Annotated in this window: 11 protein-coding genes; 2 read left to right on the top strand and 9 right to left on the bottom strand. The window is 66.8% G+C overall.

Translation table 11 applies throughout. The features are described 5' to 3' along the window. Positions 1 to 188 precede the first annotated feature (188 nt). The 7 genes from ndk to VEI45_RS13745 all read right to left on the bottom strand — a co-directional run bounded on the left by ndk (position 189) and on the right by VEI45_RS13745 (position 9,397). Positions 189 to 599, bottom strand: a complete 411-nt coding sequence (gene ndk / locus VEI45_RS13775) for a nucleoside-diphosphate kinase (protein WP_324854043.1) — start codon at positions 597 to 599, stop codon at positions 189 to 191. A gap of 216 nt (positions 600 to 815) precedes the next feature. Continuing rightward, positions 816 to 1,220 (bottom strand): DUF4233 domain-containing protein, encoded by a 405-nt coding sequence (locus tag VEI45_RS13770; protein ID WP_324854041.1) that lies wholly within the window; start codon positions 1,218 to 1,220, stop codon positions 816 to 818. Next, a complete protein-coding gene (folC, locus tag VEI45_RS13765; RefSeq protein ID WP_324854039.1) occupies positions 1,217 to 2,659 on the bottom strand; it encodes a bifunctional tetrahydrofolate synthase/dihydrofolate synthase in 1,443 nt (480 codons plus the stop codon). Before folC ends, VEI45_RS13770 begins: the two co-directional genes overlap by 4 nt. After that, positions 2,656 to 5,328, bottom strand: a complete 2,673-nt coding sequence (locus tag VEI45_RS13760) for a valine--tRNA ligase (protein WP_324854037.1) — start codon at positions 5,326 to 5,328, stop codon at positions 2,656 to 2,658. Before VEI45_RS13760 ends, folC begins: the two co-directional genes overlap by 4 nt. Positions 5,329 to 5,392: 64 nt before the next feature. Continuing rightward, a complete protein-coding gene (locus tag VEI45_RS13755) occupies positions 5,393 to 5,953 on the bottom strand; it encodes a DUF937 domain-containing protein (protein WP_324854035.1) in 561 nt (186 codons plus the stop codon). 181 nt (positions 5,954 to 6,134) lie between these two features. Next, complete coding sequence (locus tag VEI45_RS13750; RefSeq protein WP_324854033.1) at positions 6,135 to 7,394, bottom strand: trans-acting enoyl reductase family protein; 1,260 nt, start codon at positions 7,392 to 7,394, stop codon at positions 6,135 to 6,137. Continuing rightward, positions 7,391 to 9,397 carry a S9 family peptidase gene (locus VEI45_RS13745; protein ID WP_324854031.1) on the bottom strand — a complete coding sequence of 669 codons (2,007 nt, stop codon included), beginning with the start codon at positions 9,395 to 9,397 and terminating at the stop codon, positions 7,391 to 7,393. Before VEI45_RS13745 ends, VEI45_RS13750 begins: the two co-directional genes overlap by 4 nt. Before the next feature lie 96 nt (positions 9,398 to 9,493). Between VEI45_RS13745 and VEI45_RS13740 the strand changes: the two genes are divergently transcribed. Beyond that, positions 9,494 to 9,865 carry a helix-turn-helix domain-containing protein gene (locus tag VEI45_RS13740; RefSeq protein ID WP_324854029.1) on the top strand — a complete coding sequence of 124 codons (372 nt, stop codon included), beginning with the start codon at positions 9,494 to 9,496 and terminating at the stop codon, positions 9,863 to 9,865. A 20-nt stretch (positions 9,866 to 9,885) separates the two neighbouring features. Next, complete coding sequence (locus tag VEI45_RS13735; protein WP_324854027.1) at positions 9,886 to 10,413, top strand: PaaI family thioesterase; 528 nt, start codon at positions 9,886 to 9,888, stop codon at positions 10,411 to 10,413. 67 nt (positions 10,414 to 10,480) lie between these two features. Here the strand turns inward: VEI45_RS13735 and VEI45_RS13730 are convergent, their stop codons facing one another. Beyond that, the gene (locus VEI45_RS13730) at positions 10,481 to 11,122 is read right to left on the bottom strand and encodes a transglycosylase family protein (protein WP_324854024.1); all 642 of its coding nucleotides are present in this window, start codon (positions 11,120 to 11,122) and stop codon (positions 10,481 to 10,483) included. Positions 11,123 to 12,225: 1,103 nt separating this feature from the next. Further along, complete coding sequence (gene mobA / locus VEI45_RS13725) at positions 12,226 to 12,858, bottom strand: molybdenum cofactor guanylyltransferase (protein WP_324854022.1); 633 nt, start codon at positions 12,856 to 12,858, stop codon at positions 12,226 to 12,228.

Raw genomic sequence — 12,858 nt, 5'->3', positions numbered from 1 at the left:
AGCTCATTTCGAACGCGCTCGGCGCCGGTTTGAATGATGGCTGGACAGTCGGCGCCGCATCGCGGTTCGCGGTGGTCGCGCTTGTCGAAGTCTTCATTCGGGCGTCGGAAGCCGGTCCGGCGACGTTCACCCGCTACTCAGTATCCCATACCGCCGAGGCGCCTAGGACCGAGTGCACCGACCCGGGGTCAGGTCCCGGAAAACCAGAGCGCGATCTCACGCTCAGCCGACTCTGGCGAATCGGAGCCGTGCACCAGGTTGAACTGCGTTTCGAGGCCGAAATCGCCGCGGATGGTGCCGGGCGCGGCCTGCTCGACCGGGTCGGTTGCGCCGGCCAGTTGCCGCACCGCCGCGACCGCCCGTGGGCCCTCGACGATCGCGGCCACCAGGGGTCCCGACGTGATGAACTCCAGCAGGGACGCGAAAAACGGCTTGCCGTCATGCTCGGCGTAGTGCTGGCGGGCCAGCTTGTCGCTGACAACGCGCATTTCCAGCGCCGCGACGGTCAGGCCTTTGCGCTCGATCCGGCCGATGATCTCGCCCACCAGGCGTCGCTCGACCCCGTCGGGCTTGATCAACAGGAGGGTCCGCTCAGCCATTAGCGCCGCTCCTCCCCATCGCTTCGTCCCCCTCGCCGCTGCGCGGCTGGGGGTGCCCCCACTGCATCGTCGCCAGCGCAGCCATTAGCGCCGCTCCTCCCCATCGCTTCGCTCTGCATCGTCGCCGGCGCGGCTGGGGGTGCCCCCACTGCATCATCGCCGGCGCGGTCACGGCGGACAGCGTACCGAACCAACGAGGCGCACCGACGACGGCGATCAGTCCGGCGGGCCTTCTTGGCCCGGGAGGAGCCCACGTCGCTGCCTGCGGAGAACCTCGGACCGGTAATAAACGATCAGCGCCCAGACCGCGGCGAACAGTATCCCGATGAAACCCACCCCCGGGTAGACCAGGAAGCCGGCGATCGGTACCAGCTGCACGGCAAGGTTCGCCCAGATGGCCCACGACCGGCCCTGCAGCCCGGCGAGCACGACCAGGACCGCCGCCAAACCCAGCAGGTATCCCAGTGCGCCCGGCGTCAGCCCGCCGCCGACTGCGCTGACCACCGGCAACGCCAGCAGCACCACGATCACCTCCAGGATCAGCGTCCCGGCCGTCACCCCACGGAAGCTTTTCCACGGATCCGGCGACCGGACTCCACCGTTGTCGTCCGGGTCCGTCACGCCGGATCACGACCGAACAACGTACGTGCAGCCCCGGCGGTGACCACCGAGCCGGTGATCACAATGCCAGTGCCGGAGAATGCGTCCTCCCCGACTTCCCCTTCTGCGAACGCGTCGTCAACCAGCGCGGTCGCGGTTTCGATGGCGGCGGGCAGGCTCTCGGCGCCGATCACCCGGTCGGGCCCGAACCGCTGCTGCGCGGCAAGCTCCAGCAACTCGACGTCCAGGGCACGCGGAGACCCGTTGTGGGTGACCACGATTCGATCGAGCACCGGTTCCAGCGCGGCCAAGATGCCGCCGACGTCCTTGTCGGCCAGCACGCTGACCACCCCGACCAGGAATCGGAAATCGAACTCCTCAGCAAGCGTCTGCGCCAGCGCCGCCGCACCCGCGGGGTTGTGCGCGGCGTCGATGAACACCGTCGGGGCGCTGCGCATGCGCTCCAACCGGCCCGGGCTGGTGGCGGCGGCGAATCCGGCCCGGACGGCCTCCACATCGAGTTGACGCTGCGCGCCCGCACCGAAGAACGCCTCGACCGCGGCCAGCGCCACCGCCGCGTTGTGGGCCTGATGTTCACCATGCAGCGGTAGATACACGTCGGAGTACACCCCGCCGAGGCCCTGCAGTTGCAGCACTTGCCCGCCGATGGCGACTTGACGGCCCAGCACCGCGAATTCCGAGTCCTCGCGGGCGACCGCGGCGTCGGCGCGCACGGTCTGCGCCAGCAGCACCTCCATCGCCTCGGGCACCTGGCGGCCGATGACCGCCACGGTGTCGGGCGCGCCCTCCTCCGCCTTGGTCATGATGCCGGCCTTCTCACCGGCGATCCCGGCGATGTCGCCACCGAGGTATTCGACGTGGTCGACGCTGATCGGGGTGATGACCGCGACCGGCGCGTCGACCACATTGGTGGCGTCCCAACGGCCGCCCAGACCCACCTCGACGACGGCGACCTCGATCGGCGCATCGGCGAACGCCGCGAACGCCATTGCGGTGACGACCTCGAACTTGCTCATCGCCGGGCCGCCGTCGTCCTGCGACCGCCGGTCGATCATCTGCACGAACGGCTCGATCTCCCGGTAGGTGGCCACATACTGGGCCGGACTGATCGGGTGTCCGTCGATCGAGATCCGCTCGAGCGCCGACTGCAGGTGCGGGCTGGTAGTCCGTCCGGTGCGCCGGTGCAATGCGGTCAACAGCGCGTCGACCATCCGCGCCACCGAGGTCTTGCCGTTGGTGCCGGCGATATGAATCGACGGGTAGCCGCGCTGCGGTGAGCCGAGTAGGTCCATCAGCGCACTGATGCGGGTCAGGCTCGGCTCGATCTTGGTTTCCGGCCAGCGCTGGTCGAGCAAATGCTCGACCTGCACTAGGGCCGCGATCTCATCTGGGGTCGGAACCACGCCGGTAGATCCTGGGTCGGGCGGCTCCAGGGTCACTGCAGCCCGGCCAACCTGGCCGTTATCCGGTCGGCTTCCTCGCGAGCGACTCGCTGACGCTCTCGTTGCTTGTCGACGACAGCGGCCGGCGCTTTGGCCATGAAGTCGGCGTTGCCCAATTTGGCGGTTGTGGACGCCAGCTCCTTTTGTGCTGCGGTCAAATCTTTTTCGAGGCGTCGACGTTCGGCCTCGACGTCGATGGTGCTCGAGGTGTCGAGTTCGACCATTACGGAACAGTTCGAGCCCCCGCCCAGGCCAACCTCAAGCGACGCCGACGGCCTGAATTCCGGGCCCGACTGGGTCAGCCACGCCAGCGATGTGACGGAGCCCACCTGGCCGCTCAGGTCCGCGGTGTCGATGCCGGATAGCCGGGCCGGCACTTTCTGCCGGTCCGCCAAACCCTGGTCGCTGCGGAAGCGGCGGATCTCGGTCACCAGCTTCTGCATGTTCGTGATCCGTTGCGCGGCAACCCTATCCAGGCTGATACCGGACGACCTCGGCCAGTCGGCGATCACCAGCGACTCTTGACCGGTCAACGCCTGCCACAGCGCCTCGGTGATGAACGGGATCACTGGATGCAGCAGCCGCAGCAGGGTGTCCAGCACGGCGGCCAGCACCGCGGTGGTGTGGGTCAGACCGTCGGCCAGCTGCGTCTTGGCCAGTTCGACATACCAGTCGCAGAATTCATCCCAGGTGAAGTGGTACAGAGCTTCACAGGTCCGGCTGAATTCATATCCGTCGAAAGTCGAATCAACCTCGGCGCGAACTTCTTCCAAGCGTCCCAGGATCCAACGGTCGGCGTCGGTCAATTCGGCGAGGTCAGGCAACGGGGCGAGGTGGGCACCGTTGAGCAATGCGAACCGGGTGGCATTGAAGAGCTTGGTGCCGAAATTGCGCGACGCCCGCACGTGATCCTCGCCGACCGCGAGATCGCCGCCGGGACTGGCGCCGCGGGCCAGCGTGAACCGCAACGCGTCTGCGCCGTAAATGTCCAGCCAGTCCAGCGGATCGATGGCGTTGCCCTTGGACTTGCTCATCTTTCGGCCCGCCTCATCTCGGATCAGGCCGTGCAGGAAGACATCGGTGAACGGCACCTGCGGGCCCCGTTTGCCGTCCTGGGTGATGGCGTCGTCCCCGCCGACGAAGGTGCCGAACATCATCATCCGGGCCACCCAGAAGAACAAAATGTCGTAACCGGTCACCAGAACGCTTGTCGGATAGAACTTTTCCAGTTCCGGGGTCTTCGACGGCCAACCCAGCGTGGAGAACGGCCACAGCGCCGACGAGAACCAGGTGTCCAGCACGTCGGGGTCCTGTTCCCAGCCGTCGGGCGGTGTCTCGTCCGGGCCCACGCATATCTGCTGACCGTCGGGCCCATACCAGATCGGAATACGGTGACCCCACCACAGCTGCCGCGAAATGCACCAGTCGTGCATGTCGTCGACCCAGGCAAACCAGCGCGGCTCCAGGCTGGCGGGATGAATCACGGTGTCGCCATTGCGCACCGCGTCGCCAGCAGCCTTGGCCAACGATTCCACCCGCACCCACCACTGCAGCGATAACCGCGGTTCGATCGGCTCGCCGGTGCGCTCGGAGTGTCCGACGCTGTGCAGGTAAGGGCGTTTCTCCTCAACGATCCTGCGCTGCGCCGCAAGAGCTTCGCGCACTGCGACGCGGGCATCGAAGCGGTCCAACCCGTCGAATTGTGTTCCGGTGTCGGCAATCCGGCCCTTCGTGTCCATGATCGACGGCATCGGCAGCTGATGGCGCAGCCCGATCTCGAAGTCATTCGGGTCGTGGGCAGGCGTGACTTTGACTGCGCCGGTACCGAACTCGGGGTCGACATGGTCGTCGGCGACGACGATGAGCTGCCGGTCCAGGAACGGGTGCGGCAATGTGGTACCAACCAGCTGTCGGTAGCGGTCGTCATCGGGATGAACCGCAATCGCAGTGTCGCCCAGCATCGTTTCCACCCGAGTGGTGGCCACCACGATGTGCGGCTCTGCGTCGTCGAGCGAGCCGTACCGGAACGACACCAGTTCGCCTTCGACGTCCTCGTAGCGGACCTCGAGATCCGAGATCGCCGTTTCCAACACCGGCGACCAGTTCACCAACCGCTCGGCTTGATAGATCAGGCCGGCGTCATAGAGCCGCTTGAATATCGTCCGTACCGCTCGCGACAGGCCCTCGTCCATGGTGAACCGGTCGCGGCTCCAGTCCACGCCGTCGCCCAGCCGGCGCATCTGGCCACCGATGGCGCCGCCGGACTCGCGCTTCCAGTCCCACACCTTGTCGACGAACAGCTCGCGGCCGAAGTCCTCCTTGGTCTTCCCGTCCAGCGCGAGCTGCTTTTCCACCACGCTCTGCGTCGCGATGCCCGCGTGGTCGATGCCTGGCTGCCACAGCACCTCATAACCCTGCATGCGCTTGCGGCGGGTCAGCGCATCCATCATGGTGTGTTCCAGTGCGTGGCCCATGTGCAGGCTGCCGGTCACATTCGGCGGCGGCAGCACGATCGAGTACCCAGGCTTGGCGCTGGTCGGGTCCGCCGCGAAGTAGCCCGCGTCGACCCAGCGTTGGTAGATCGCGCTTTCGACCGCAGCCGGATCCCACGCCTTGGGCAGGGCTTCGGCCCGCTCGTTGGCGGCAGGTTCGGGGCTAGCGGTCACCCGTCAATTCTAGAAAGCACCGGGGTGCGCGACGAACACCGCCCGCATGCGGTGCCGTCCCTGGTTACTTCTTGCCGCCCAGCAAGCCGCCGAGAATGTCGCCGGCCTTGGAACCCAATACATTGCCCAACACGGTACCCAGCGACTTGTTGCCGCCCATCCCGCCGAGGATGCTGCCCAACACGTCGTTGAGCGCGCCTCCGCCGGCGCCGGCGGGAGCTCCGCTCTTTCCGCTGAGTTGCTTTCCGACATAGGCGAGCACAATCGGCGCCAAGATCGGCAGCAGCTGCTTGAGCAGATTGCTGTCGCCTCCGCCGCCGCCGGCCAGCGCGCTGGCGACCTGGGCGGCATCATTGCCGCCGAAGATCCTCGCGATCGCCTGCTGGCCTTCCTGCTCGTCGACATGATCAAGGTTCACGCCGCCGTCGAGCAGGCCGACGTGGCTGTCGGCCGCGGACTCGATTTTGCTGGCATGATCGGGGTCCTGTGCGTTCTCGTGCAGTCCGCCGACCAGCACCGGTACCAACAGCTGAACTGCTTTGTTGACTTCGCCCTCGTCGACGCCGATCTTGCTTGCGATGTCACTCGTGGGGATCTGAGCGAGAAGATCTTCAAGGCCAGACATGAACCCGTCCACCTAACGTTGCTGGGATGGTGTGGTAACTCGATAACGACACTAGTCGGAGCTGGAGCGCTCCGACAGGAGTTCGTCAGAGCAGATTTAATTGCTGATTGCCCGCCTCTCCCCCGCAAGCGGGCGGTACCCCCACCTCGGGCCGCTCCACGGCCCGCATCGTCACCGGGCGTTAGCGGGGCGTCAGCTTGGCGGTTTCCAGCGACACCCCTGCGGCCGGGAGCCGCGCCAGTAGTGCGTCACCCATCGCGGCTGCGGGTGTCAGCACACCATGTAGCTCGGAGAGTTCATCGCGATCCTTGGCCAGCGCCAGCCCGCTTTCCCCCAACAGCACCGAGGTGGCCTGGTATCCCGGGTCGCCCTGCTGGGCGATGGTGGCGACATAACGGGCACCGGTGGTCGTGGTGGTGTAGGTCTCGACCTTGTAGAAGCCGCGCTGCCGAGCGGCTGCGCTGGGCCCGCTGCCGGGTTTGGGCAGCACCCGCTCCACCAGTCGAGGCGGCAGCAGCCGGAAATAGCGGCTGCCCAACCCCGATACTGCGTTGCCGACCACGTTGACGACGGCTGACGCCACCGGCGCCGCGGCCGACGACCCCAGACTCATGTGCTCGCTATACCGGAATTGTTTGCCGTACGCCCACCCCTGTAATGCGTTGCTGCGGCGCACGATTCGGGTGTTGGTGGGCGCCATCGCGAATCCGGCCGTCCACAGACCGGTGAGCTCCGGGGCGATCTGGCGACCACGACGCCACCGCAGGTCGGGCTGGGCGCCGAGTTCGGGTTCGGCGCCGCGGTCGGGGCTCAGCGTGTAGGGGTCGGCGAACTGACGGCGCGCGTCGGGATCACTGGAAACGGTGCGCAGCACTTCCACACCCGAGGCGATCGTCCCGCCGGATAGCCCGCCGGACATGGAGCGAACCACGAAGTCGGTGCCGACCAGCTCGCCGGTGCTGTCATCACGTGCCCTCCGATACAGCGCGTACACCGTGAGATCTGAAGGGATCGAGTCGAATCCACACGCGTGCACGATGCGTGCGCCGGTATCCAGGGCCTGCTTGTGGTACAGGTCGATGCTGTCGCGAACGAATGGCGGTTCGCCGGTCAGGTCGGCGTAATCGGTACCCGCCGCGGCACACGCCGCGACCAGCGGCAGGCCGTACCGGCTGTAGGGCCCGACGGTGGTGACGACCACCCTGGTGTGGGCGGCCATGGCATCCAGCGTTGACGGCGAGGAGGCATCCGCCACCAGGACCGGCCAAGACTGCGCCGACTCTCCCAGCGTTTCGCGGATCGCGAGCAGGCGTTCGGTCGACCGGCCGGCCAGCGCGATCCGCGCGTCTCCGCCCGCGCGGGCCAGGTATTCGGCGGTCAGCTTACCCACGAAGCCAGTTGCCCCATATAAGACGATGTCGTATTCGCGCGTTCCGGTCACAGGCGCGACGCTACTCCGAGCATCTCGGGCAATTCGGCGCTCTCCCCCAGCACGTGCTCGGCCAGGAAGGCGACCACCACCTGATACCAGATCTTCGTGTGCTGTGGCGCGGCCACCCAGTGGTTCTCCGACGGGAAGTACAAGAACCGGTGCGGACTGCTGCCATCCTCGCTGGCCGGCAGCGCCGACTTGGCGAGCAGCTCGTACCACAGCCGCAGGCCCTCGCCGATCGGCACGCGATAGTCCTTGTCGCCGTGGATGACCAGCATCGGCGTGCCGATCCGGTCGACGAACTGGTGTGGCGAGTGTGCGGCGGTCATCTCCGGCGTCATCTCACGGCGCCAGTAGTAGGCGTGATCGGTTGTCGGACTGAATTGGTCCAGCGCCCACAGGCTGGCGTGGGTCACGATCGCGGCAAACCGGTTCGTGTGGCCGGCGACCCAGTTGGCCATGTAGCCGCCGAATGAGCCGCCCATCGCGGCGACCCGGGTCGCATCGATGCGCGGGTGAGCACAGGCCACGTCGGTGGCGGCCATCAGATCGTCGAACGGCGGTCCGCCCCACGCCCCCCAACCACGCTGGATGAACTCCTGTCCGTAGCCGGTCGACAGCGCCGGATCGGGCAGCAGCACCGCGTAGCCCTTGGCGGCCAGCAGCCACGGGTTCCATCGCCATGACCAGCTGTTCCAACTGTCTAGCGGCCCGCCGTGGATCCATAACAGCAGCGGGGCGGGCGCTGCGTCGTCGGGCAGCACCAACCACGATCGCAACACCGTCCCGTCTGCGCCGGGGGCGGTGACATCGGTCAAAGTTCCCGGCAGCGTTGGCAAGTCGACGCATGGCAGCACGGTGACGGCACCACCGGGATCGATCCGCACCGGATGCGGCGGTGCCGCATACGAGCTGCGCAAGGCGTACAACACACCGCCGGGCGCGGCGACGACGTCCGTGTAAGCGAAGTCGTCGTCGGTGAGCTGCGTGACCGTCGAGCTCGACAATTCGACGAGGAACACCGGAGCCCGGCCGCCCTGATCGGCCGTTACCACCAGCGAGGTGCCATCGCTCGACCAGGTTATCGACGTCGGCCGGCGATCCCATGTTTGCGCCACCGATCGCGGTTGGTCGCCGAATCGCAGGTATTGCAGCGTCATTCGCGGGGCAAGGTCTGGAGTGGTGATGGTTTCCCGGGCGAACGCGATCGCCAACCCGTCTGGCGAGATCGCGGGTTGTTCGAGGTCGGCGTCCGGATCGTCAGCAATCACGCGGCGTTCTCCGGAAGCCAGGTCAACCCGCACCAGCACCGAGCGCTCGGTGGCCTCGGGCCCGGTGACCCGCCAGGTCGTCACCAGGAATCGGCCGTCGGCGCTGATATCAAATACGGCGTCATCGAATCCGGCTTCACGCAGCGCCCCGCCGGGCTGCGGCGTCAGATCCCGCAGATCCGCCGCGTCGAACAGATGAGGTTCATCCGGGCCAATGTCCTTGTCCCAGAAGCGCACCGGATACCCGGAGTGCAGGATCGCGCTGACGTTGTTGGCCTTGCGCAAATCGCGCAGCCGCCGGTCGTCGTCGACGTCGCGCGCCGACGGCAACAGCGGGGCGCCGATTACCGTGGCGTCGGCGCCGCGGGCGGTGCGTACCACGCTGACCCCACCGGGCATGCTCAACACTTCGACGGCCTCGCCGCCCTCCGCGGGCAGCCGCCACAGCGAGGCCGATGGCTTGTCGGTGTTGTCGCCGGTAGGTCTCGAGGAGACGAACAGCAGGTCGCCGTGCACGCTGAACGCCGGTGAGGAGTCCCCCTTCGCGCCACGGGTAAGCCGGTGTGCGGGCCTGTCGCCGGTCGGATCGACTTCCCAGACGGCGCTGACGTACTCGGTGCGTTTCTCGTTGAGTTCGGCCACGGTGGTTACCACCCGCGAGCCGTCCGCCGAGACTGCCAGGCCCGAGACACGTGGCAGCGCCACGTAGTCGTCGAGGTTGTCGAATGCCGTTGCGGTCACGAGTCGTTGGTAACACAGGGCGGTGCTTGGTGCGGTGTGCGCAGCATCACGTGGAGTAAGTTTGATTTTCAAACTCGATGTTGACATGCTGGTCTTGTGCCGGCTGTCACGCTGGCCGACCTGCCCGGCCGGCCTTGCCCCATCGCCGCCGCCCTGGATTTGGTCGGCGAGCGATGGGCGTTGCTGATCGTCCGCGAGCTGGCCCTGGGTAACAGCCGCTTCGAGGACATCGTTCGCGGCACCGGCGCGCCCCGGGACCGGGTGGCGGCCCGGCTCAAGGCGCTGGACGACGCCGGGGTAATCCAGCGTGTCCGGTATAGCGCAGCGCCACCGCGATTCGACTACCAGCTCACGGATTCCGGCCGCGCGCTGCTGCCGGTGTTGGATGCGTTGCTGGCCTGGGGCCTCGACCACGCGGTCCGTCCGGGCGACCCGGGTCGTGACCGCTACCACTGGGCGACGGCCTAGCAGCGAGCAGAAAGGACACCATGACCACCGTCGACAACAACACGGAAAAAGAGCTGTGGGGACCGCAACGCTCACGCACGGTGACGTGGCACGACCCCGGCCCGGGCACTGCGCGCGGCCTCGCTATGGCCGGCATCGACTATCTCAAGGCGATGATCGCCGGGGAGCTTCCGCCACCCCCGATGACCGCGCTGCTGCAATGCGAGCTTGTCGACGCAGAACCCGGCAAGGTCGTGTTCGCCTGCCGACCGGACGGGTCGGTGTATAACCCGAATGGCGGCGTCCACGGCGGCCTGGTTTGCACGCTGCTGGATTCCGTCGCCGGGTTAGCAGTGCACAGCACGCTACCAGCCGGCAGGGGCTACACGTCGATCGAGATCAAGGTGAATTACCTCAAGCCGGTCCGGCTCGGCGCCGGCCCGTTGACCGCGACCGGGACCGTCGTCAAAGCGGGTTCGCGGGTGGCCTTTACCGAGGGAGCAGTCACCGACGCGTCGGGTGCGATCGTGGCGACCGCTACCAGCACCCTGCTGGTGTTCGACCTCTAGCCGCGTGAGACGCCTGACGGCGGTGGCGGGCTCAGCCCGGCCACCGCCGTCAGTTTGTTCGCGTTGGTCAGCCGCGTCGGCCGCAGACCGGCCAGGCGCCGATGCCCTGCGTGCGTAGCACGTTCTCGGCTACCCGGATCTGCTCCTCACGGCTCGCGCCGTTAGGGGATCCCCAGCCACCGTTGGCCCGCCAGGTGCTCGGCGTGAACTGCAGACCGCCGGAGTAGCCGTTGCCGGTGTTGATCCCCCAGTTGCCACCGGACTCGCACGCAGCGATCGCGTCCCAGTTGACGGTGTACGCCTTGACGGGCGCCTTGGCCGGCTTCGGCGCGGGCGCGTCATCGGCCGGCGGAGCCGGCGGCGGGGGCGCGTCCGGTGCGGGCGCAGCTTCCGGCGCCGGAGGTGGCGGCGCGTCGGGCGCCGGGGGCAGGTCGGCCGGCGGGGCCGGCGGCGGGGGCGCGTCCGGTGCGGGCGCAGCTTCCGGCGCAGCGTCCGGAGCAGGCGGCGCGTCCGGCGCGTCCGGAGCCGGCGCAGCGTCGGGCGCGGGCGGTGCCACAAACCCAGCAGGCAGGAAGGGCGCGCCTAGCGTGTTCGGGTCCCACCGCATGTCGTCTGCTGCGAAGGCGACGCCGTTGGACAGGGTAAGCGGCGCCGTCGCGAGCACACCGGTGATCGCAGCCATGGTGAGCGCCTGGCGGACGTTCTTCAACATCGTTCCTTTCGCGGTGCGCGCGCCGAAATAAGCCCAGCCATGTGGGCGGGTGCCTGTGTCCAGGGCGGGGTGATGCTTCGAGTCGCGCCGTCTCGTTCGGGCACGACAGCGGGGGCCTGAGCCGCCGACCGGGCTTCTGCCCGACGGCTATACGGAGGCGTCGTCGCCGTCCGCAGCCTCCGCTCACACGCGGGTCCGTGGATTCGATTTTGCTTTGCCTTTTTCGGGCCGAAACGGACCGTACGAGACCGGGGAGCATTCGTCATCTCACGACACGCCGCTATCTCGAACCAATAACGGGCCGATTGCGGCTGCGTCAGCTAATTGTCCCCCCAGGTCACGTGCGCATTTTTCGCTCACGTCAGCGGCTCAGCGCGTAGGTGTGATCGTGAGCCAAATCACGCACTTTTTGTGAACTGTGCCACGCATTTGCCGTGGCCAAACTGCTCGGCCCGGAGCGCTGCGCGACCATCGCCTTGCGCTAAGGACGATGTCCAGGTCGGCGTGTTAGCCAGACCGGTGGCACAAGGCCCCCGACGGAAGGTGTCCACCGGCAGTCCCGCCACAACGGCTTGAGACTCTTAATCCCAAGCAGGATAGGCTATTTCAACAAAATATGCCGCGTTCGAGCCAACGGTGCGAGAATCAGGCCTGTCCCAGGCCAGGCGAAGCGGTGGATCGCTAATATTACTATTTGCCACAGGATTTCACTAACATTGCGGGCCGGCGATCACCATCCGGCGAGGGCCGGCGTGAATCCTCGATCGGAGCGGCGACAATAGCTTGGGTCATTTGCCAGAAGTCGGCTGACTATCCCGCTTCACGACGGCGTGACTCGCCGTCGGCGTCGCCCGTGCCCGATCGCTGGATGCCCCAAACGTCCGCTGCCGCAACGTGATACGAGTCGAATTTCAGATTTGACTACTGCACCAATGCTGACCAATCAAAACATAATCGACGGAATTCACTGTAGCTAATCGCACGTTTATTAATCAACATTTAAATGCGCACAAATTTCGGACGTGTGAACGCGTCGAATAATTGTCGATGGAAAGCGTTGCCCGACTAAATTGAACCCGCGTGAAAGAGGGTTTAGCTTGTCAGCTCCCGGTCCGCTGCAGCAGGCGCAGATCGGCCGCCGAGTTGACGTTCGCCAGCGACCGGGACTCGGGTATCACGATTCGTTGCGCGTCGACCCGGTCGACCAACGCGCGCATATTCCGTTCGCCGGCGGCTATCAGAGCATCGACCTGCGCGGCCAGTTCGGTCCGGTATACCGCAGCCAGGTAGTGATCGCGGCCGTCCCACGGCAACACGACGTCGGCGTCCAGTTCAATGGCCCGGCTTTCCAGCAAGTCGATCAAATCGACAGTCAGCAATGGCATATCGGCGGCGCACAGGAACGCCCGCTTCGCGCCGGCCTCGGCGGCGGCGCGCAATCCGCGCCCGGTGGCGAGCAAGGGGCCCAGTCCTCGCACCTCGTCTCGCACCACGCGGGCCGGCAGTTCCGGCAGGGATTGTCCCGGCGCGGCGACGACGAAAACCGGCTGACACCGCTGCCCGACAACGCTGACCACCTGCTCGACCATCGTTGTGGGCGCTTCGGACCCGTCTTTGGAGCCGAGGAGACCGGCGGGAACCGGCATGGTGGCCTTGTCCCGGCCCATCCGTAGCGACGCTCCCCCTGCCAATACCACACCGGCCAACGAAGCCGGCTTCGCCGCCGGCGTCAC

The sequence above is a fragment of the Mycobacterium sp. genome, assembly GCF_035623875.1.
Classification (GTDB): Bacteria; Actinomycetota; Actinomycetes; order Mycobacteriales; family Mycobacteriaceae; genus Mycobacterium.
This window is presented reverse-complemented; position numbering and strand designations above follow the sequence as displayed.

Bases quoted from the DNA above. Each gene is read 5' to 3' on its own strand.
- ndk (WP_324854043.1), bottom strand. From the start codon at position 599: ATGGCTGAGCGGACCCTCCTGTTGATCAAGCCCGACGGGGTCGAGCGA.
- VEI45_RS13755 (WP_324854035.1), bottom strand. From the start codon at position 5,953: ATGTCTGGCCTTGAAGATCTTCTCGCTCAGATCCCCACGAGTGACATC.
- VEI45_RS13735 (WP_324854027.1), top strand. From the start codon at position 9,886: ATGACCACCGTCGACAACAACACGGAAAAAGAGCTGTGGGGACCGCAA.